The sequence below is a fragment of the Flavobacterium aquidurense genome, from assembly GCF_031458035.1.
In the GTDB taxonomy this organism is placed as follows: Bacteria; Bacteroidota; Bacteroidia; order Flavobacteriales; family Flavobacteriaceae; genus Flavobacterium; species Flavobacterium aquidurense_C.
The window spans coordinates 460,857-483,185 of the sequence record NZ_JAVDXR010000002.1 but is presented as its reverse complement, the minus strand read 5'-3'; the positions used below and the strand labels follow the sequence as shown (position 1 = coordinate 483,185).

Sequence of the window (22,329 nt, the reverse complement as noted above, 5' to 3'; positions counted from 1 at the left end):
ATTATGAGAGTAAATCCTGTCAACCCAAAAGATATGAATCCCGATGTTCTGCATGTACATCAGGAAGTTGTTAAACTCATCACTTCTAGTCAGGGACCGGTTACGATGCTTGACAAAGAAGGAGCTTTAGTCGGCCCATTTCCTCCAATGTTCAGATTTCCACAATTTGGAATTCCTGCGTTAAGTTTTGTACGTTCATTAGACAATCATGCAATTCTTTCAAAGAAATTACGAGAAGTTGCAATCCTAACTGTAGGAGCAGCATATGGAGCACGTTTCGAACTTTACGCTCATGAAATTATGGCAGAACATCTGGGTTTTTCACTCAGAGCCGTTGCATCATTAGCATCTGGTATTTGTCCTGTCGAATTAAATCAGGAAGAATCTATAGCTTATGAAATAGCTTCTTCATTAGTAAAAGGGAAAATCATTTCAGATTCCTCGTACAATCTGGCTAAAGATTTATTAGGAGAAGAAGGTGTCGCCGAACTTATATTTCTGGTTGGAGCATACAATCTTCTTGCAATGGTTCTAAACGGATTTGATGTTCTGCCTTGATCAACTGCAAAATATATTAAAAGAATAAACACAACACTAAATATAAAAACAATGAAAACATTAAAAATTAATACCAAATCATCCTTAAAAACAATGTCAAAACTTTTCCTGATTTTGTTTACGACTGTTTCAACCGCATCATGCTCAAGCAATGATAATGATGTTATAGAAAAAAAATCACCCGTAATATTAGTTCATGGTGCATGGCAGGCTTCCTATGTATGGGATCAGACAAAAGCTGACTTAACAGCTGCTGGTTATAACGTAACTGTTGTAAAATTACCTGGTCATGGAGATGATAATACACCGGCATATCAAGTTTCGTTTCAAGCTTATATTGATGAGGTTAAAAAAGCAATTAACTCCTATAATGAACCTGTAATTTTAGTTGGTCATAGTCTTGGCGGTGCGGTAATTACACAAACAGCTGCTGCAATACCACAAAAAATTAAAAAATTAATATATGTAGCAGGTTTTATTCCTCAAAGCGGAAAAAGTGTTTTGGATTACTCTCAAATGGATTCATCCTCTCTTTTACCGCCAGCGTTGCAACTTTCAGATGATCAGACATTAGCAGGCATTGTAAATCCGGAAATTAATCTTCCGAAAATATTTTGCCAAGATGGTACAGCTGCTCAAAAACAGTTTTTAGTAGAACGATACAAAGCAGAACCTACTATTCCTCTTGGAACACCTTTAAACTATAAAACAGCAGATTATAATGCAGCTGGTCAAAAATATTATATTCACACCACTCAGGATAATACGATAACATATAGTTTTCAGCAGCAAATGGCAAAAGATGCAGGCATTACAAATACTTATACGATTAATTCAGGACATAGTCCTTTTATATCTAAATCTCTTGAACTAACAAAATTGCTAAAAGAAATATTTATAAAGTAAGAGTCTGAAATTCTATAAAGCAAATACACTTTCATAAAAAACCTCCAAATAAATACTTTGGAGGTTTACAATTTTTTAGTACGATCTAAGCACGCCAAAAATGAATATCTTTGGTATTTACCACTTAGATGATAATAACGCCAAAATATAAAAGAAACATTAATCGTATTTTACCATTTGGTTTAATATGGCTGATATTTAGTTTAATTTATACTATTCTTGAACGAGGGCTTTTAGGCGACCTAAACTTTTACCCGACATCTGGGAATCAATATGTTTTTAGTCGAAATATTATAGCTATTCCACTATTGGCCACTATATTTGGAACAATAATAGGTATACTTGAAATCCTTTACTTTAGTAAATGGTTGATCCAAGCTAGCTTCAGTAAAAAAATTATATACAAATCTTCTATTTATTTTCTAATCATTATATTCCTTCTGATTATTATATTCCTGACAACCGCTAATGAAATTCCTGCTGCAATTTCCAGTGAGGGCTTTTGGCTTTTAATGTGGGGCTTCTTTACTGATTATTCCTTCCTCGGAATCCTAACTTATATTGCAAGCATTATTCTAATAACTCAGTTCTACACCGAGGTAAGTGAAAGTATGGGTACAGGGCTTCTGAGTAATTTTTTCCTCGGAAAATACAATAAACCTATTGAAGAAGAGAGGATATTTATGTTCCTGGATATGAAATCATCTACGGCGATTGCAGAAAAGTTAGGACATGTTGTATATTTTCAAATGCTCCAACAATATTTTTCAGATCTGAGCGGTCCTGTAATTGATTATTCTGGCGAAATATACCAATATGCCGGTGATGAAATGATTATATCCTGGAGATTAGAAAAAGGTCTTAAAAACAATACTTGCATAAGCTGCTTTTTTGCTATGAAGGATTCCCTAATGGACAAATCAAGTGCCTATCAAGAAAAGTATGGCTTAACACCACAATTTAAAGCAGGACTGCATTGTGGAAAAGTCACAACCGGAGAAATAGGTGTGCTAAAAAAAGAAATCATATTTACTGGTGATGTACTTAACACAACAGCACGAATTGAAGGGCTTTGTAACAATTATAATGTAGATATTTTAATATCTGACTCACTTACTGACAAGCTTGACCTCAGTCCTTACTACAAGGTAAAATCAGTAGGGAGAAATATCCTGAGAGGCAAAGACGTGCAATTTGAATTGTTTACCTTGAATGATCACTCATTTTAAACAAGTTAAAAACTTTAAATTAACACTTTTGAAATTTGTGGACATTCGTGGCGCAGCCGAAAATGGAGTGGATACTTTTTTTGCCGCAAAAAATTAAGGCGGTTTTTTTACCGATATTTCCTAAAGCGAAGTTTGTGGCAGAATCGTGGCATATACGATTCTGCAAAGTAAAAATCCAATGATTAGAAGAGGTCGTGGAGTTAGGCTCGAATGTGCAGCTCTCCGATTTATACAGAGGTTCAATACAAAATTTAAAATTCTGAAAATGAAAAAGCTTCAAAATATAAATGGTACGAATAATATTTTTTATAAATTTGCTACAACCACTGGATTAATGTGTTTTTAAAAAAAGATTTTATTACGGTTTAACAAAATTCTACATTCTACTAAAAAAGGATAAGTTTGTTTGTTGCTGTTTCGTTTTATTTTGTTCAGATTAGTACTTTTACTGTACCTCGACATCTGAAAACCCCAGTAAAGACTGGACTGCAAATTTCTGTATTGGGAAGTAATAATGCTTTCTTTAAAATTCTAATGTTTACCTTTTCTTGACATGTATAACTTTTATCTAGTATAGCCGAAGATTATCTGATAATTTATAGTACAACTGATTCTTGATAAAAAATGAAACTACAACCATACTAAAAGAAACTAAAGATATTTCTTTATTTTTTTTACGGTTTTCCTCTTTACTCTTCCATATATAATTGATATTTTAGCATTTAATTTATTTGATATAAAACAAATATTATGAATAAGTTCGATAAAGTTATCAAAGAATTAATTCAATTTAGGGATGAAAGGGATTGGGAACAATTTCATGATTCTAAAAATTTAGCCCTAGCAATTTCAATCGAAGCTGCAGAACTGAATGAAATCTTCCTATGGAAAAAAGAAGATGAAGCAGAAAACATCAATAAAGATCGATTAAAAGAAGAGCTTGCTGATGTACTATCTTTTGCTTTTTTACTTGCTGAAAAACACAAACTAGATGTCTGTGATATAATTTCTGAAAAGATTATAAAGAATGCATTAAAATATCCTGTTGATAAAGCTAAAGGCACTGCAAAAAAATACAATGAACTATGAATCAAAATCCTGTATTCACAATTAAAAAATTTGATTTTGATTCAACTCTTATTAGCGAATTCAACAATATCCACTATATCAAAGACTTATGGCCTATAGTTTACATTTTAAGTGATGGAAACGTAAATGAAGCATATGTTGGTGAAACGACAGATGCGTATGCTAGAATGAATAGTCATTTAAAAAATAATATAAAAAACAAACTTGTAACAGTACATTTAATTTCAAGTGAAAAGTTTAATAAATCTGCAACATTAGATATAGAATCAAATCTCATAAAATATATTTCTGGCGATGGTCAATATAAATTAATTAATGGAAATATTGGATTAGCCAATCACAATTATTACCAAAAGAGAGAAATATATTGGGATATTTTCAAATCTATTTGGGATAATTTAAGATCTGTTGGAATAGCTAAGCATCCAATTGATTTTATTAATAACTCTGATCTATTTAAGTATTCACCGTACAAAACTTTAACTTCAGAACAAAAGAGTGGTCTCCTCGTAATTATGAAAAACCTGCTTGATAATCAATACAAAAGCATTATTATTGAAGGTGGTGCAGGGACTGGTAAAACAATTTTAGCAATTTTCTTATTTAAGCTACTTAACACTTCAAATGAAGATTTTAATTTTGAAGAGTTCGGAAGTGATGAATTTGAATTCATGGAACTTGTCTTTGAATTAAAGAAAAAATATCCAAACCCAAAAATGGCATTAGTTGTTCCAATGTCATCATTTAGAACTACTTTAAAAAAAGTTTTCAAAAACATCAAAGGACTAAATTCCAATATGGTTATTGGTCCTGCAGAAATCGTAAAAGATACTTTTGATATTGTTATTGTCGACGAGTCGCATCGATTAAGGAGACGTGTAAATTTAGGTGCTTATTTTAGGGCATTTGATATCGTTTGTGAAAAATTAAATTTAAATAGATATACTTGCAATGAATTAGATTGGATAATGAAACAATCAGAAAGTGCAATATATTTTTATGATGAAAATCAATCTATAAAACCTTCTGATGTTAAGAAAGAAGATTTCGATAAATTAAAAAGAAATAGCTTAACCAAAATTGAATTCTTAAAATCTCAATTCAGATCTAAGGGAGGTAATGATTATGTTAGTTATATTGATAATCTTTTGAAATGCAAATTGAACAGTTCGGATATTATTTTTAACTCTAAAGAATATGAACTTATTCTTTTTGATTCTATTGAAGATATTAGAAATGAGATAAAATCAAGAGATATAGAAAATGGTTTGTCAAGATTGGTTGCAGGATATTCTTGGCCATGGATGACCAATAAAAAAGACTCCAAGCAGGATTACGATATTGAAATTGAAAATACCAGACTAAAATGGAACAGCACAAATATTGATTGGGTTAATTCCGAAAATTCCAGAAACGAAGTGGGCTGTATTCATACTACTCAAGGTTATGACTTAAACTATACGGGAATAATTTTTGGAAATGAAATTACTTTTGATAAAGCAACAAATCAAATTAAAATCATAAAAGAAAATTATTATGATGTGAATGGGAAACAATCTATTGTTGAACCAGAAGAGTTAAAAGATTTTATTTTAAACATATATAAGACAATAATGCTTAGAGGCATTAAAGGAACATATGTATATGTTTGTGATAATAACCTCAGAGATTATTTTTCTCAATTTATACCTAAATTCAAGACTGAAAAACAAACACTTATTTTACAAGAAAGTGAAGTTATCCCGTATGTAAATAGTATTCCATTATATGATTTAAAGGTTGCGGCAGGTAACTTTAGTAATTTACAAACTGTAAATGATTGTCAATGGATTGCAGTACCTAAAACGTACAAACCATCAAATGATTTATTTGCTTGTAAAATTGTTGGTGAGTCAATGAATAAAATCATTCCTAATGGCTCAATTTGTATGTTCAGAAAATATTCTGGAGGTTCTCGAGATGGTAAAATTGTATTAGTAGAACATACAAATATTCAGGATCTAGATTTTGGATCTGGTTACACTGTAAAAGAGTATAGAAGTAAAAAAAATATTGAAAGCGAACAATGGAATCATCATTCTATTATTTTAAGGCCTCTTTCTTATAATATTGAATACAATGATATTGAATTGATGGATGATGATCTAGAAAACTTAAAAGTTATTGGAATTTTTGAATGTGTATTATATTAATTAAAATTTTAGTCCTGCAAAACAAAAAGCGCAACGCTAACATTTACTATAAGCGTGATCATGATTAAAAACATGAAGAATGTAGAATTTTAAAGATATCAATTAATAAGGAGATAAAATTATAGCAAGCTGAAATTAATAAGTTATAGAAAATTGAATTGAAGATGATTATTAGTTTTTAAATTTTATTTGATAGAATAATTTTGCTGTAATTATATTATGCAAAAAAAAATGCGGTGAAAAAACACGTTATTCACCGCATTTTTTACAGAGAATACTTACTATACTTACCACATAAACCAGGGTACTTATGATTCAGAAGAAGTAAAGAAGAATAACTAAGATTGTTTTTCCTTTCATTTATAAATACTCATTTATCAACAATATCACTACACCTCCTGTACACCTCCATCCTCTTAAACCCTCATAAATAAAGGGAAGATATAATGTATCTAAAATACAAGATTTCTTCTATCAGATTCTATTTTCAAATGTAAATTCAGCAAAGACCAAAAGGAATTATGTAAACCCCTCTAAATTCATTAATTGTAATTTTAAGCCAATCATTTTAAAAAATAAATGAGACTCTACTTTTATTAATTTAAACTGAATTATATGACATTCCAAAGCTACTTTAATACACCAAAAGAATCTGCTGGTGATGTTAGATCCTATGAAGAACAGCTGTTATTAAATTATGATGACTATCTGGAGAGCAGCTTTTCAAAGACAGTAACACTCTCTAACCACTTCAGCCTGGAACTTGAGGATCTCGAGGATGATTTCGAATCCGAATATGACGAAAATGACTGGGAAGAGGAAGAAAACTCAATTGAAAATCAGGAAGGAGAATTCGATAAAAATCACGAAGAATCAGTAACTTTTCGATTGAAAAGCTAATACAGGAAATCTTATTACACAGCAAGACAATTAAGGCTTTCCATTCTGAATTTAATCAAATAGCAAATTTTGGTAAGCCGGCATGCTTCGCAAAAAACATGACATTTTAAAAGAGTAATCATGGAACAGGTTTTTTTTAGAGACTGGAAAAGCATTGGTCATGTAGCGATTACTACGATCATAGCATTTGTCATATTATTTTTTTTCGTACGCATTTCGGGTAAACGAACTCTGGCTAAACTTAATGCATTTGATTTTGTAGTAACTGTCGCACTGGGATCTACTTTATCTTACATGATGCTGGCGATCGTCCCCATTATAGAAGGTGCTATTGTACTGTTTCTAATAATTGCATTACAATACATTTTCGCCTGGACGGCCCGTTCTTCAAAAAAAATAGAAAAGCTTATTAATGCAGTGCCTACGCTCATTTTTTATGATGGCGAATTTATTGAGCATGCCATGTCTAAAGAAGCGGTAACGAAAGGTGAAATTTTTTCAATGATAAGAAACTCAGGTATCGATCAGATCGACGACGTAAAAGCTGTTGTTATGGAACTCAATGGCGTGATTACTGTAGTTAGAAAATCAAAAGGCAACGGAAAAAGTTCACTGGATGATATTGATCTTAAATGTACACTTTAACAATTTTTAATTCAAATTATTACAATCTTGTCATTCAAAAATATAGAAAAACTGCACTAAGTGCAGTTTTTTCTTTTTTTAAGCCGCTGTTGTACTTACTTCCAGGGTTCCATCACTACCTCAACACAGCGGTCTTCTTTTTTATTAAGGATATCGATATGTGAAATCTCGGATACAGAAAGCCTGTGCGTTATGATGTCATCCAGCTGAATTTTTCTCAGCATGTTTCATAGTACGCAAAAAAGTAATTTACTTTTGTATGCAAATTATTGCCACGCCATAAATCCTTCGTAAGCAAAGTATATCGTCATAATATACAAACTGTATTTCAGGATTTTCTTTACTCCTTTATAACTTTTGAAAAGTATCGGATTGTAAACCGATTTGTCGAATGATGCTTTTGTTGACTGTTCCATTTTTGTTGATTTTAATTGTTGTGAAATAAATTATTTTTCTGCTTTAATCTTTAGTGCGTTAAGCCAATGTTCTATCGATGTGTCGAGGCTTGATTGAAATTTACTTTTTAATAATGCGACTAGCCAGCCTTCCATACTTTCTTCCACTATAATGGTTGTTTGACCATTATGTTCTGAAAAATGCCAGGTATGTATTGCAAATGCTCCAAATGCAGGGCCTGACCAACCGACCATTTTATTAGTTTCAACTGTTTGTAATGTAGAAATGATAGTTAAGCCATTACTTTTCCAATTGAAAGATGTTCCTGCTTTAAACACTCCATTAATTTTGGGTGTTACAATTTCTTTTTGCCAGGTATCCCAATTATTTACATCGCTAAAAATTTCCCAAACCTTTTCAACTGGTGCGTTAATTACAATACTCTTTTTTGCTATCACAGGTGCATTATAGTTAATTGTTTTAGATGTTTTGTAGTTACTGAAATACTCAAGTGAAAATACAGTTATAGCAATTACTAAGAGAAAAGAAACGAAGCCAAATAGTATCTTTTTTAGCGCTTTATTTTTCATCGTAATTTAGATTTTAAAGGTTGATATAATTTGATTTGTCCAATTTTCGACGCGTTCTGGCGCTGCCCTATCGGCTTTGTCAAAGAAGAAATGTTGATTAATTTCAAGACCGCAATACGTAAAAATTCCTTTGTCAGATGTTAGCGAAAGCGCCTTGTCCATTCCAATACTTTCATATTCGGCTTGTGATTTTCCGTGTGTATTTATGATAGTTGTCAGTTTGCCTGTAAGTAAGCCTTTTTGCACGCCTTGGTCGTAACGATATGCAAAACCATAACTAAAAACACGGTCAATATATCCTTTCATAATGGCGGGCATTCCAGTCCACCAAATTGGATAAATAAATGTTATATGGTCTGCCCACGAAATATATTGCTGCTCCTGTTTTACTTCGTCTGTGACATTTCCCATTCGTTGTCCATTCATATCTTCCAATGAAAGTACAGGATTGAAGTTCAATTGATACAAATCTCTAATGACGATTTCATGATTTTTAGCCTTTAAACTGTCTGTTGCTGTTTGCAATAAATGATGGTTTAAACTACCTTGATTGGGATGTGAGTAAATAATTAAATGTTTCATTGTTCTATATTTTTTAAAATTTGATAGAACAAATGTAGAATAGCGCTGTATGCTAAAATTGTAAGAAAACGAAATGTAGATTACTATTCCGCTTTTGGATTACAAATGTCTTGTTGGAATTTCAGGTATTTTGTTGGGCTAATATTGATGTAATGCTTAAAATCGTGAATAAGTTGACTTTGATCATAATAGCCACATTTGCTGATAATTTCAAACCAATCGATTTTAGCTGATGCAGTTGCATAAGTTTGTATTAACTCAACAGCTTTTAGAAAACGTTGGTAGCGGTTGATTTCTTTGGATGTATATCCTAAATGTTTTTTATGGTTGAGTTGGATGTTTCTTTCTGTTTGATTCTGCTGGCTTGCAACGGATTTAATTGGATTTAAGATTTCATCATTAAAGTTTGTCAACTTTTCCGCTATTATATTTCTCTGTTTTAAATACGGTTTACAAAAATCAAGAATATAATTTACCTGATAATTTGTGTCATTTATTTTGTTGAGTTCTGTCCATAAAGCGGTAAAACAATTTTCATTTAGTAAATCGTCTGGATTGAGAGGCAAATGTTCTGCAACCGAGGCATTACCAAAGAAACGGTAAAATGCATCGTCTTTAAAATTGGCAACTAATATTTTTGATTTTGGCGGTAATGAATAATCCAAAGAATGTTTTATCGGTCCTAAAATGAGACATTTGTCAACTTCAATTTCTGTTCTTTGGTTTGAATAAAGAATAGTTGTTGTCCCAAAATTGAAAATTAAAATGGTTTGGTAAGAGGGAAGTAATGTTTTGGTAATGGTTTCAGTTGTTGTATTTTCGGCAAAATAAAAATGAGAAAAAACATCTTCGTACTCTGTCGGAACAGTTATTTTAAAGTTTCTATATTGTCCTTTGTTTTCTGTCATTTTCTTAGTTACCAATTTTTGCGATAGTCCGCTAGCATTAACCCTAACGTGTATTGTACAAAAATTTACATTTGTGGTTGATCAAATATAGCAATTAAGTTCGAAAATGAAACAAAGCACAATACTGCGAACTTCAGCCCCAGAAATTAACTGTATAATAAAATGGATTTGAGGTACCAATAAGATCTATAAAAGAAGTTTTTATTTCTCCTTAAGCCACTCGAACAGTTGCTAAACCACTCTCGATTGGAAAGATTCTTTTATGCCGGAATACATACAGACGCCAAATGAAACTGAAACTACTTTATTTTTAAATCTTTACCGGCTATATCTTCCCAACGATAAAAGTGAAACGTTTTATCAGTACTCATCACAACAAACAAACCATGTTTAAAGGTTTTATTTAAAGGGATGCTGGTTATTTCTGAGCCATCACTTTCCATCGCTGCAACATTTACGGTCTTTAAGTATTTGTGTTCAAATGGCTTGTTTTTTGTGCCTTCGCGTCTAAAAATCTGAAAACGGTTAGCCCCTTGATCCGATACTAAAATATAGCCTGTAGTAGCATTAAGTTTATAGATAGAAATGCCTTCATGATCTTCGGCAAAACCAGTTGTACCAAATAAGGATAGTTGTTTGTTTCCTTTAGCTGGATCGGCATAATACTGGCGTACGCCAAATTGCTCATCAGAATAGTAAACATATCCTAACTCGTTATCTACAGCAATTGATTCTATTTCTTTTTTGCCACTGTATTCTCCAAATTTGCGTACTAAAGAGGCTTTCACTTTTCCGTTTCCGTCATCCTCCAATAAATATTGAAAAAGGTATCCTCCCGTTTTGGGTCCGGTTTTACGACCGACAATGGCATATATTTTTGCATCTTTTGAAGTATAAACAGCTATTCCCATTGGAGCATTATAATCAGGTTCGGTTTCATTTTCAAATACTTTTATGCCCCCGTTGTCGACAGGTTGCATGTCCGGTAAAGAAAAAATTCTAAGGTCCTGGCCTAATCTTTCACTAGTAATAGCAACATCAGTTGGTTTTCCGTTGAGTACTAATCCATAAGCAATATCTACATTATTGGGTCTTTTTAGATTTTTAACGGTTTTATCTTTTAAGATCTTTCCTTGTAGGTCAAATACATAAAGTCCTCCATTTATATCTTTATCTGTTCCTATAACCAAACTTTTTGAAACATCAGCGTTATTAATCCAAATTGCCGGATCGTCACTGTCAAACTGCACAGGTTCAGAGATAAAAACTGGTTTTACTACGTTTTTGGGGGTGATTATAGTCTTTTTTTTATCGGTTTGACAGCTTGCTGATAGTCCAGCAAGCATAAATAAACCAATAGAAAGCATATTTTTTTTGATCATTTTGTAATAATTGAATTATTTGATTTCTTTATTTAGCCTGTCCATAAGCACCTATAAAAGTTGCCGGAGCTGGTGAAGCATATGCCAGTCCGTTACTAAAAGTGATAGGATTACTAAAATGCCTCACAAAATTAGTAGTTCCTTTACCTAGCGCAATAGAATTTGATTTTAAATGAAAATCCCAAGAGGTATTAAAATCCGGACTGCTTACAGGATTGTTTAGAGGGTAATTAACAAAGTTTGGGTCGTTTTGGCCGGCAGTTGTTCCTCTTACTTCGTTTGTACCGCCAATTATATCTGTTGATGGTTGAAACTGATTAACGGTTGCCTGATCATAACCATAATAAAAATTATTGCTAATCGTAGTGCGAGCGTCTTCTTTGCTCTTTGTATCTCTCTTAATACCAAAGCGGGCATTGGCAAATAAATTATTATAAATATGGGCTATTACCGCATTCTCGACCCAAATGGATCCCCCTTTTGCTGTTGGTCTGCGCCAGCCTGTGTTTACAAAAGTATTGTTATAAGCAACAATATCAGCTTGTGGATTTCTAAGACCTGCGTTAGACAATTTAAACGCATTTGTATTGGTACTGTAAATTAAATTGTAAGCTGCATCAACCAAACAACCTGACTTGAAATTCATCGCCTCACCACCAGAAACCCCTGTAGTATAGAAAAGATTATTCGAAAAAATAATATTCCCACCTTCGATATAAGTGCAGTCTTCTTGAAAATTTCTAATAATAGAGTTCGTTACCACCAATTTTCCGTTTACATTAGAAAACCACAAAGCAGGTAAGTTTTCGCCGGCAACTGCCTTGTATAAGCCTAATTTTACTGATGTAGAGGCGTCTGAAGTAGTACTTCCTCCATATTCTAAAATTGTGTAGTCTAAAATGAGTTCTGCACAAGTTGGAGTGGCTAAAATCCCTCCCCATTTTTTTCCAAATTTATTGTCTGCAGTTCTGTCTTTTTCCTGAATGGTAAATTTTACAGGATTATCGGCCGTTCCTAACGAATACAGATTACCTTTTACAATAAATTCGGTTTTTGCCACAGGATCCATAATTACGGTTACACCTTCTTCTATGGTTAGCGATTTTCCTTGTGGAATAATTACATCTCCGGTAATGTTGTGTGTTGTTCCTTTTACCCAAACCCCGGAGACTTCACCTGAAGAAGCGCCACTATCTACATCGGTGTCTACGTCGATATTCGCTTTTTCGCAACCTCCTGCTGTTATTATAATTATGAATAAAAAAGCAGTGCTAAGATTTTTAAAGATTGTTTTCATCGGTATATTTTTTTCTTTAGGATTAACTAATATTTGTAACGTACGCCAATAAGATAGCTTTGACCATAATAATCATCTCTTATCAGTGTTCTGCCATTATATTCTAAATTATTCTCTGCAATGGTGGCGTTTGCTGGGTTTGTACCTTTTATAAATAACTTATGCGGGGTGTTTAAGAGATTATTTGCTTTTATGTAAATGCTAAATTTTGATTTAAATTGTTTTTCAACCGAAGCATCCATTTGTACAAATCCTTCCTGCCATAAATCATTATTCACAAATTGCGAAACAGTATTGATACGAGGACCAGTATATGCTGCAGAAAGCTGAGCATCCCAACCTTTTTTGCCGTCTTTATAAAGTATAGAGGCATTACCAATATGGGCAGATTGACCATAAAGCGGTCTGGTTTGCATTACTGATATTTTTTGTAAATTTCCGTTATCATCTAAAACTTTTTTGTCTTTTGGAGTCGTAATTTTAGAATCAGTATAAGTATAGTTTACTTTAAAGCCAATTTTGTTAAAAAACGTGATATAATCTAACTCTATTCCGAAGTTTTTTGCTGTTCCAAAATTACCAGGGCTATAATAAGTGTCTTGTCCACGAGTGGCATCGGCCAAAAATGTGTATTCGATTGGGTCTTTAATGTTTTTGTAAAAAGTACCCAAAAATAATTGTGAACCTGCCTTTGGAAAAAATTCATATCTAAAGTCATAATTATCGGCAACTGCAGGCTTTAAGTCAGGATTACCTCGCTCTTGATATTCTTCGTTAACCACTTTACTGGGTACAATTTCATAAAATCCAGGACGATTTAACGAGCGGAAATAAGAAGCATGTAATTGTTGTTTGCTGCTTAAGAAATATTTTAAAGTCAAGCTAGGCAAAGTGTAGGTATAAATTTGGTTTCCTGTTGGGCGAGGTTCACCGGCAGGAAAAAGAAGATTATACCCCTGGTCGGTGTTCTCTATACGGATACCTCCTATTGCCTGCCATTTTTCTGTTTTAAAATTAAACATTCCGTAACCCGCAGCTGTTTTTTCACTTGCATCGTAAGTCAAAGGGTTACTTACTGCCCCTGTCGGATTGGTTACTATTAAATCTATTTGAGTATAATCTGTAAAATCTGTCCCATAAGTAGCATTCGGATTTGTTGGTGCTAAAGTATAATTATTGTAAAAACTGCTTCTTTGCTTATCTCTGTAAAGACCTCCTGCCGATAAATCGATATTGCCGCCAAATAAAGGAAGGGTGTATGTTAAATCTAAATATCCCGCTAAATCTTCGTCTGTATTGCGCTCCCAACGATGCGTAACGGGGTTAATAGCTAGTTTTGTACGGGTACTTACATAGTTTTTCTCTTCGCCATTAACATTGATATTGGTATTATCCGGAACTTCGTTACTGGCAAAAGAATAAGCAGCCGACCAATGAATTTTGAATTTATCGTTTAATAAGGCATTATCTCCCTGTAAAGTGTTGTTGTAAATTTGCTGCCTTGTAAAACGTGTTCGTGTGGCATAAAGCAATTTTGCGTTGCCAATTTCCGGGTGATACTCAGAAGTATAATCTGTAGTTAGCGTATTTCTCGTTTGAATATTATCAAGATTTAAGAAGACACTATATAAACTGATTTTGTTAGATGGATTGAATTTGTAATCAGCCTTTCCCTGTACACCGTATCTTTTTTGCTGTTCCGAATATTCACGGGAATTTTTGTTGACAATGCTGGCATACTCATCCGTACCCACAAGTTGGGTATTGTAAATCGTAGAGTTGCTGCCTCTATAAGAATTTTGAAAACTTCCCGCTAGAAGCACACCAAATTTGTTATCAAAAAACCGTTTCCCTAATGAGATGTTAGCTAGAAAGTTAGGCACTAGAGTTGGGTAAGTATAAGCCAATGTCCCTTTTGGGAAGTCTTGAGAAGTCGCCTGATAGCCCTTAGGATTTACTTCATAAGGAGATTTTTTGTGAATTTCATTGAATCCGTAGGCCATGAATTTTCTGTCGAAAAACATTTGGCTGTAGCCTTCAGAAATATTAACACTGAAGAGTGGTTTAGCAGCTGGAGCATCTTTCATTACCATATTTACGACACCTCCTATGGCATCACCCTCCATATTTGGAGTTAATGTTTTATATACTTCTAATCGGTCTAGTAAGTCAGAAGGAAAAATATCTAAAGGCACATAACGATATTTATTATCCGGACTTGGAATTTTTACTCCATTAACTTCTGTGTAGTTGTATCGCTTGTCCATTCCTCTAATAATAGCATATTGACCATCTCCATTACTATTTCTTTCTATCGACACACCCGAAACGCGCTGAATTACATTAGCTACTGTAAGATCTGGCGATATCTCTATTGCTTTGCCAGATACGATATTAACAACCTGGCTATATTCTTTCTCTAATCTTCTGGCTGTATGCTCTCCATTGCCGCGGCCTTCACTGTCTACAATGACTTCATCTAGCGAATTACTTTCAGGCTGCAAGTAAAATTTTAAATTTTGAGAATTTTCATTATCAATTGTAATTTCTTTCGAAATACTTACATAAGAAGCATAACTAATTTTTAAAGTATAAGTTCCAGAGGATAATTCGCTAAGTTTAAAAGAACCATCCAGTCCAGTAATGAAGTTTTGATTGCTTTTTGCAAGTGAAACTAAAACGCCAACTAAAGGTTCACCCGTTTCTGCATCATAAACATTACCTTTAATAGTAGATGCTTTTGCAGAAACCGTAAGAAAAAAACAAAATGTAAAAATAAAAAGAAGTGTAATTTTTTTCATGTAGTTATTTTTTTTTTGCAAATCTAGAAGTATGATGTTAAGCTAATATGACCTAATAGTTATATATATTCTAACATATTGAATAAACTAAAACCCTTTTTTTGATAAGTGCTGCAATCAATCTATTCCTGATTTAAAAAGGGACTTACAATTTAGATAATGCGGTTGCTCAGAGTTTTTTCAAAACCCTGAAAGCAGAACTGGTTTACCAGAATAAATATGGAACGATAGACCAGTCAACAGATTCAATTTTTGATTCTATAGAAAATTTCTATAACACTTGCGGAAGATTATGGCTCGATTACTAAACCCTTTGTCATACTATATGATTTTATTAGATCAAATGGAAGAACATAGCCAACTATAATATTGGTAGTTCCAGCAACAATCTGCAGATAATCAGGACGAAATCGTCTCAACGCAGAAGAACCTCCATTGAAGATTTTGAGATTAGCTTAACATTGAAAGATATTGGCAAAAAAACATGATGAGCATGTAAATAATTAATCATGGCAATAAAAGTAAAGTCTTTTATAATATTGTAGTATTTTTATTTACATTTGAACCATACACACATTTAAACTATTATAGCAACAATCACTAATTAAATCGTTAAAACTTACACCACTAACAACCAAAACCTCACAAAAAAATTATGAATTTCATAAAATCAAGTCATTATACTTCTCTAAACCTGTATCAAAAGGTGCTATTTCAATTTCTATTTTAGAATCTACAATCTTGCTTACTTAAAAAACAAATTACACAACAAATGCATTTTATTTCTATTTCTCAAAAAATAGAATAGAACTATAATGCCTGTTTTCAAAAAACCACAACCAATTAATGAGACAAACAATTCTACTATTATGTTGCTTTCTTTTTTTATTAAATACTTTACAGGCACAAACATCAGGTACAGTTAAAGGCTATATAACAGATACCATAAACAATTCTACTTTAACGAAAGCATCAGTTTCTTTGTTAAGAGCAAAAGATTCTGTTTTAGTAAAATTTACCCGAGCCAAAGAAAATGGTTCTTTTGAGTTGAATAATATTAAGGCCGGTAAATTTATTTTACTGGTTTCTTATCCCAAATATGCTGATTTTGTAGATCAATTTTCTATTGATTCCACAAAGTTAATCAAAGATTTTGGTAAAATTAATTTGGCTGATAAAGGAAGATTACTAACCGAAGTAATTATAAAAGGCAATAGAGCCGCCATGAAAATCAAAGGAGATACGTTAGAATTTGATCCAAAAGCATTTAAAATAGAACCTAATGCAAAAGTGGAAGATCTGATAAAACAATTCCCGGGAATACAAATTGATAAGGATGGAAAAATTACCGCTCAAGGCGAAACTGTAACCAAAGTTTTGGTTGATGGTGAAGAATTTTTTGGTGATGATCCCACTTTAGTTACAAAAAATCTACGTGCGGACATGGTTGATAAAGTACAATTGTATGACAAAAAAAGTGATCAGGCCGCTTTTACAGGAATTGACGATGGTCAAAAAACCAAAACGCTAAATGTCAAACTTAAAGAAGACAAAAAAAATGGTCATTTCGGGAAAGTAGAACTCGGATTAGGAACTGATAATTTTTACAAAGGCCAAGCCATGTTTAATAAGTTTTGGGATAAGAAAAAATTAGCAGCTTATGGCATTTTTGGCAACACAGGACAAGTAGGATTAGGATGGGGAGATAAAGATAAATACGGCCAAAGTAGTTATCAGGTAAGTGATGACGGCGGTATTAATTTTACAAGTAGCGGAAATGATGAATTTGAAAGTTGGGACGGACAATTTAATGGTGAAGGAATTCCAGTTGCTCAAACTGGCGGAATACATTTTGACAATAAATGGAACAATGATAAAGAATCTATCAATGTAAATTATAAAATTGGCGATATCAAACTTTCAGGAAATCGCAATGATATTAACCAGCAAAATTTAAGTTCTAGCAGTATTTATAATAATTCAGACAAGAGTTTTGAGAAAAACATGACTAAAAACAAACTTGATCTGGCTTATGAAATTAAAATTGATAGCACATTAACTTTAAAATTAAATGTAGATGGATTATTCAAAAATAGTAATTCAAGAGAAGCAGAAATGCGAAAAGGTACTGACGAACAAGGTAACCAATTGAATAATTTGAATCAGACAACTACAAACGATGTTGATGATAAAACATTTAATATAAATACTTTACTAACCAAAAGACTTAAAAGAACGGGCCGAACAGTATCTCTTAATTTAAGCCAATCAAGTACAGATAGCGAAAGTGATGGTTATTTAAATTCCAGAGCTGAATTTTTTAAAGCAGCCGTAATTAATCCGGATAGCACCAAAGTAGTCGATCAAAATAAAGTCAATAATATTAGCAATACCGCTTTTAAATCAAATTTAATCTATACCGAACCGTTATCCAAAAGTCTGTCTTTAATTCTTAATTATGGCTTGAACATTAGTAACGGAAAAGCGGATCGTAAATCTTTTAATCAGTCTTCAAATGGCGACTATAATGTCCTCGATTCAGTCTTTAGTAATAATTATGAACTAGACCAAACGATAAACCAACTGGGAGCGATTTTTAATTACAAAAAAAATAAAACTGTTTTTTCTTTTGGTTCTAAATTTAGTGGTGTACACTTTAAACAATATGATGTTTATACAGATAGTTCTTTTAAGCAAAAATTTATCAACTACATGCCTCAGATGAACTATCAATATAATTTTAAACAAAGAGAATCATTGCGTTTATCGTATAACGGAAACACTGATCAGCCAACATTAGAACAAATACAGCCTATCCGAAACAATCAAAATCAATTGAACACAATTGTGGGTAATCCTAATTTAGATCCTTCATTTAGAAATAATTTTAGAGGAAATTATTATTCGTATAAGGTACTTAGCAATCAATATTTTTCGGTTAATGGATCGTATAATTTTACGCTAAATCCAATAATAAGTAATGTGCTTACAAATGATAGAGGTGAAAGTATATCACAATTTGTAAACCTAAAAGACAAAGCAGCAACAAGTTATTATTTGAGTACTAGTTTTGGTAAAACAATTAAAGTAATAGATCTGTCGGCAGGAATTGGTTTAAGCGCCAATAAAAATGTAAACTATAATTACATCAATACAAAACTGAATCAAACTAAAAATTCAATTTATTCCTTTAATTTAAACTTATCAAAGAATAAAGAAAAAAAATATAATTTTAATACCAGCTTCGGACCTACTTACAACGTAGCGGATGCAAGCATCAACGAAAATAGTGATAGTAATGGTTGGGGTTTTAATGGAAATTTCTGGTCCAGTATACAATTACCTTTCAAACTGGAAATTAGCACAGATGGTAATTATCAATATAATGGAAAAACACAAGTGATTCAGGAAAGTTTTGAACGTTTTATCTGGAATGCATCTATCACCAAAAAATTCTTAAAATCAGATAATTTAAGAGTTTCTATAACGGGAAGAGATCTTCTGAACCAAAATGTAGGATTTAATCGTTCGGCATATAATGGAAATATCAACCAAAGTACTTATACCACTATTCAAAGATACTTTATGTTCTCTGTAAGCTGGGATTTCAGCAAAATGGGCGGAGGAGAAATTAAACAAAACTAAAACTATGAAAACAATAATAAATCGCTTCTTAATTTTAATAATTGTATTGACAAGCTGCAATACTTTTGCACAAAATGATCACTTTGTACAAAATGGCGTAATCGAATTTGAGAAAAAATCGAATATGTATGCTTTGATTACAAAAAAAATAAAAGGAGAAACGGATAGTTATTATCAAGCTGCTTTTGAAAGCTATAAAAAAACCAATCCACAATTTAAAACTACTAAAAGCATTCTCAGTTTTTCAAAAAACAAGAGTTTATACAAATGGGATGAAACAAATCAATCAGCAAGCAACAGTTGGATTGCAGATGATGCAATGGCTAATTTAAAAAATATTATCGCAACAGATCTTGATACGCAAACCAGTATTACGCAAAAAAATGTTTATGACGATTTATACTTAGTTAAAGACAGTTTACGCAAAATTGATTGGAAAATCACCGATGAAACCAGAGAAATTGCTGGTTATGAATGTCGAAGAGCAAATGCTATAGTTCTCGATTCTGTGTATGTTGTTGCCTATTACACAATTCAAATTCCATTTGCCGGTGGCCCTGAATCTTTTACAGGATTACCAGGAACAATTTTAGGATTGGCTATGCCGCACGAAAATATGACATGGTTTGCGACTAAAGTTACAGAAATTCCAGTTTCTGACAAAGATTTGGCCCCACCAATTAAAGGTAAGCCCACTGACAATAAAGGACTAAACAAAATACTTTTGGATGCTTTGAAAGGCTGGGGAAAATGGGCAAAAAAAACATTCCAAGCATACTCTTTATAACTATTCAAGCTTATTTCTTACACAAAGACTATAATGGTTCCTGGGATTTCCAGAATATAGCAATGAAGGGTTCTGTCGCACCTGTCAGAATCAAATATATGAATTTAGGTGATTTAAAAGTTAACACGCCAACGTACAGAATGATTTAAACATAAAGATCCGTGGTCTAATCATCTGATTCTTCCGAAGCATATGCAAAACTTCAATTCCGCTTAGAGTTCTCTTTGCTAATTCAAAACTTTTAAAGCCTAATCTGTTTTGTATGCGCCACTTGATCAAAAGAGGGTCCTGTTCGAAAACATTGTTAAGATATTTACATTGCCGGATTTTAATCTTCGAGAACTGATTCAATGAAAGGCGTAAAGTTATAAACGCAATGTTGGATCGCAGCATGATTCACAATCACGCCCCTAATCTTCATTATTTCTTCAACATCCCGCTAGACTTTGGATAGCAATGACCTTTCGTATTCATTTTCGATGTGTTTAAAATTCTAAGATAAAAGTTATTCCCAGATGCGACAGAAGCATAGCTTATTCACCAGTAATTCTAATTTTTAAGGTTTTTTATCTATAAAAATAATAGCGAATATTTAGAGAGGAAAAAAATAAATTATTATCAAGGCATAAATCAGTATCATTTTGAAACATTCCTAAATATAAATCAGAGGCAACAACTATGGTTACTGCAATTTTATGTGTTAGTAAACCTAAAGTTGGCAAAATAAGTTTTTATGTAGCAGGATTGTACAGGATATCAATATCTTGTTAAACTATTAGCTTGCTGACAATTACACTTTATTCCAGTCAACGATATGAAAATTCCATTCAGTCATATTACCCCTTTATTATCTAAGTTCACTTTTAGTATTTACTTATTTTTTACTGTAATCACCAGTACGTGCGCAGCTCCGGAAACAGTCTTCAACGTTAGGGAATACGGGGCCAAAGGAGACGGCATTACACTGGATAGCAACGCTATAAATAATACCATAACAACAGCTGTAAAGGCAGGCGGTGGTACTGTCTATTTTCCGGCTGGTACCTACCTCAGTTATTCTATTCGTCTGGAAAGCCATATTGCGCTTTATTTAGACCAGGGCGCTGTGATTCTGGGAGCAACACCTTCTGGTGAACTAGGTTATGATATGCCTGAATCTGCCATCAATGATACGTTTCAGGACTTTGGACACAGCCACTGGCATAACAGTTTAATTTGGGGTGAAAATCTTCAGGATATTTCTATTTTGGGCCCAGGATTAATTCACGGGAAAGGGCTATCAAGAGGAGGGCCTTATAAAGCGCCGGTTGGCAATAAAGCAATCGCACTGAAATCTTGCCGAAATGTAACTCTAAAAGACTTTACCATACTTTATGGCGGGCATTTCGGCATACTAGCCACTGGTGTTGACAATCTTACAGTTGACAACCTTAAAATTGATACCAATCGCGACGGAATAGATATCGATTGCTGCAAAAATGTTCGTATCTCCAATTGCAGTGTAAATTCTCCATGGGATGATGGCATCTGCCTCAAAAGTTCATTTGCCCTCGGTTATGCACGCCCAACCGAAAATGTAACAATAACCAATTGCAGTGTAAGCGGTTTTGATCGTGGTACTTTCTACAATGGCACCTACCAGCGTAATGAAGGGCATCTTGTGCCAGATAAGGAAGGTCCGACTGGCCGTATCAAGTTTGGTACGGAATCGAATGGCGGTTTTAAAAACATTACCATTAGCAATTGTGTATTTGAATTTTGCCGCGGACTCGCGCTCGAAACAGTGGATGGCGGTCTTTTGGAAGATGTAACAATTACCAACATAACCATGCGGGACATTATAAATTCACCTATTTTCCTTCGTCTTGGCGGGCGCATGAGAGCACCAGACGGCACTGCTGTGGGCGCCTTGCGGCGTATAAACATTAGCAACATAACTGTATTCAATACCGATTCCCGTTTTGCTGTCCTTATAAGCGGGATTCCTAATCATGAGATTGAGGATGTTCGCCTTAACAATATTAGTATTTGGTATCGGGCATTAGATTCTTTGAAAACCAACATTCAAAAGGAAGTTCCGGAATTTGAAAAAGACTATCCCGAGCCACAAAAATTTGGTGTATTGCCTGTCTATGGATTTTTTATCCGACACGCCAAAAACATTGAGCTCAGTAACATTAATCTTTATTTGTTAGGCAAAGAAGTGCGACCTGCTATAATGCTCACAGGAGTAAGAGGTATAAAGCTGCGCAATATAACTGTGCCGGAAAATCTTAAATCCGAACTTCTTGTACTCAAAGATGTAAGTGACCTTTCCATCAAAGACAGCAAACCGTTTAAAGAAGTAGAGATAAAGAAACTAACAACAAAAACATATTAGAACCTATTTATAAAATTAACAATTTACTACACTAACTATTTA

Annotated in this window: 18 protein-coding genes and 1 pseudogene; 11 read left to right on the top strand and 8 right to left on the bottom strand. The window is 33.1% G+C overall.

All coding sequences use genetic code 11. The annotated features are described in order from the left end of the window. Nucleotides 1-3: 3 nt before the first annotated feature. The 7 genes from J2X17_RS05170 (at nucleotide 4) to J2X17_RS05140 (ending at nucleotide 7,519) form a co-directional block, all read left to right on the top strand. Nucleotides 4-558 (top strand): carboxymuconolactone decarboxylase family protein, encoded by a 555-nt coding sequence (locus J2X17_RS05170; RefSeq protein WP_310295309.1) that lies wholly within the window; start codon nucleotides 4-6, stop codon nucleotides 556-558. Between the two features lie 51 nt (nucleotides 559-609). Next, on the top strand, nucleotides 610-1,464 hold the full coding sequence (locus J2X17_RS05165) for an alpha/beta hydrolase (protein ID WP_310295308.1): 855 nt from the start codon (nucleotides 610-612) through the stop codon (nucleotides 1,462-1,464). Nucleotides 1,465-1,592: 128 nt separating this feature from the next. Next, the gene (locus J2X17_RS05160; RefSeq protein WP_310295307.1) at nucleotides 1,593-2,693 is read left to right on the top strand and encodes an adenylate/guanylate cyclase domain-containing protein; all 1,101 of its coding nucleotides are present in this window, start codon (nucleotides 1,593-1,595) and stop codon (nucleotides 2,691-2,693) included. Between the two features lie 750 nt (nucleotides 2,694-3,443). Continuing rightward, nucleotides 3,444-3,782, top strand: coding sequence for a nucleotide pyrophosphohydrolase (locus J2X17_RS05155; RefSeq protein WP_310295305.1), 339 nt, complete (start codon nucleotides 3,444-3,446; stop codon nucleotides 3,780-3,782). Then, entirely contained in the window at nucleotides 3,779-5,974 is a 2,196-nt protein-coding gene (locus J2X17_RS05150) for a DNA/RNA helicase domain-containing protein (protein WP_310295303.1), read from the top strand. The genes J2X17_RS05155 and J2X17_RS05150 overlap by 4 nt, the downstream gene beginning before the upstream one ends. 615 nt (nucleotides 5,975-6,589) lie before the next feature. After that, complete coding sequence (locus J2X17_RS05145; RefSeq protein ID WP_310295301.1) at nucleotides 6,590-6,874, top strand: hypothetical protein; 285 nt, start codon at nucleotides 6,590-6,592, stop codon at nucleotides 6,872-6,874. A 120-nt stretch (nucleotides 6,875-6,994) separates the two neighbouring features. Continuing rightward, a complete protein-coding gene (locus J2X17_RS05140; protein ID WP_310295299.1) occupies nucleotides 6,995-7,519 on the top strand; it encodes a DUF421 domain-containing protein in 525 nt (174 codons plus the stop codon). 266 nt (nucleotides 7,520-7,785) lie between these two features. On the opposite strand, the gene J2X17_RS05135 is transcribed toward J2X17_RS05140, so the two are convergent. The 7 genes from J2X17_RS05135 to J2X17_RS05105 all read right to left on the bottom strand — a co-directional run bounded on the left by J2X17_RS05135 (nucleotide 7,786) and on the right by J2X17_RS05105 (nucleotide 15,475). Further along, nucleotides 7,786-7,935, bottom strand: coding sequence for a hypothetical protein (locus J2X17_RS05135; protein ID WP_310295297.1), 150 nt, complete (start codon nucleotides 7,933-7,935; stop codon nucleotides 7,786-7,788). A 30-nt stretch (nucleotides 7,936-7,965) separates the two neighbouring features. Further along, on the bottom strand, nucleotides 7,966-8,505 hold the full coding sequence (locus tag J2X17_RS05130; RefSeq protein ID WP_310295296.1) for an SRPBCC family protein: 540 nt from the start codon (nucleotides 8,503-8,505) through the stop codon (nucleotides 7,966-7,968). 6 nt (nucleotides 8,506-8,511) lie between these two features. Further along, nucleotides 8,512-9,087, bottom strand: coding sequence for an NAD(P)H-dependent oxidoreductase (locus J2X17_RS05125; RefSeq protein WP_310295294.1), 576 nt, complete (start codon nucleotides 9,085-9,087; stop codon nucleotides 8,512-8,514). A gap of 83 nt (nucleotides 9,088-9,170) precedes the next feature. Next, entirely contained in the window at nucleotides 9,171-9,995 is an 825-nt protein-coding gene (locus J2X17_RS05120) for an AraC family transcriptional regulator (protein ID WP_310295292.1), read from the bottom strand. Nucleotides 9,996-10,294: 299 nt separating this feature from the next. Further along, nucleotides 10,295-11,377, bottom strand: a complete 1,083-nt coding sequence (locus J2X17_RS05115) for a phytase (RefSeq protein ID WP_310295290.1) — start codon at nucleotides 11,375-11,377, stop codon at nucleotides 10,295-10,297. A 28-nt stretch (nucleotides 11,378-11,405) separates the two neighbouring features. Continuing rightward, complete coding sequence (locus J2X17_RS05110) at nucleotides 11,406-12,674, bottom strand: right-handed parallel beta-helix repeat-containing protein (protein WP_310295289.1); 1,269 nt, start codon at nucleotides 12,672-12,674, stop codon at nucleotides 11,406-11,408. A gap of 26 nt (nucleotides 12,675-12,700) precedes the next feature. Then, the gene (locus tag J2X17_RS05105) at nucleotides 12,701-15,475 is read right to left on the bottom strand and encodes a TonB-dependent receptor (RefSeq protein ID WP_310295288.1); all 2,775 of its coding nucleotides are present in this window, start codon (nucleotides 15,473-15,475) and stop codon (nucleotides 12,701-12,703) included. A 185-nt stretch (nucleotides 15,476-15,660) separates the two neighbouring features. Here J2X17_RS05105 and J2X17_RS19035 point away from each other — a divergent pair. The 3 genes and pseudogenes from J2X17_RS19035 to J2X17_RS05095 all read left to right on the top strand — a co-directional run. Next, nucleotides 15,661-15,783 (top strand): annotated as a pseudogene (locus tag J2X17_RS19035) (hypothetical protein); the annotation flags it as partial. A gap of 538 nt (nucleotides 15,784-16,321) precedes the next feature. Continuing rightward, the gene (locus J2X17_RS05100; RefSeq protein WP_310295286.1) at nucleotides 16,322-19,120 is read left to right on the top strand and encodes an outer membrane beta-barrel family protein; all 2,799 of its coding nucleotides are present in this window, start codon (nucleotides 16,322-16,324) and stop codon (nucleotides 19,118-19,120) included. A 4-nt stretch (nucleotides 19,121-19,124) separates the two neighbouring features. Then, nucleotides 19,125-19,907: a GLPGLI family protein gene (locus tag J2X17_RS05095; RefSeq protein ID WP_310295285.1), complete on the top strand. Its 783-nt coding sequence runs from the start codon at nucleotides 19,125-19,127 to the stop codon at nucleotides 19,905-19,907. Between the two features lie 120 nt (nucleotides 19,908-20,027). On the opposite strand, the gene J2X17_RS05090 is transcribed toward J2X17_RS05095, so the two are convergent. Then, on the bottom strand, nucleotides 20,028-20,300 hold the full coding sequence (locus J2X17_RS05090) for a DDE-type integrase/transposase/recombinase (protein WP_310295283.1): 273 nt from the start codon (nucleotides 20,298-20,300) through the stop codon (nucleotides 20,028-20,030). Nucleotides 20,301-20,721: 421 nt separating this feature from the next. Between J2X17_RS05090 and J2X17_RS05085 the strand changes: the two genes are divergently transcribed. Continuing rightward, nucleotides 20,722-22,287 carry a rhamnogalacturonidase gene (locus J2X17_RS05085; RefSeq protein WP_310295282.1) on the top strand — a complete coding sequence of 522 codons (1,566 nt, stop codon included), beginning with the start codon at nucleotides 20,722-20,724 and terminating at the stop codon, nucleotides 22,285-22,287. The last annotated feature ends 42 nt before the right edge of the window (nucleotides 22,288-22,329 follow it).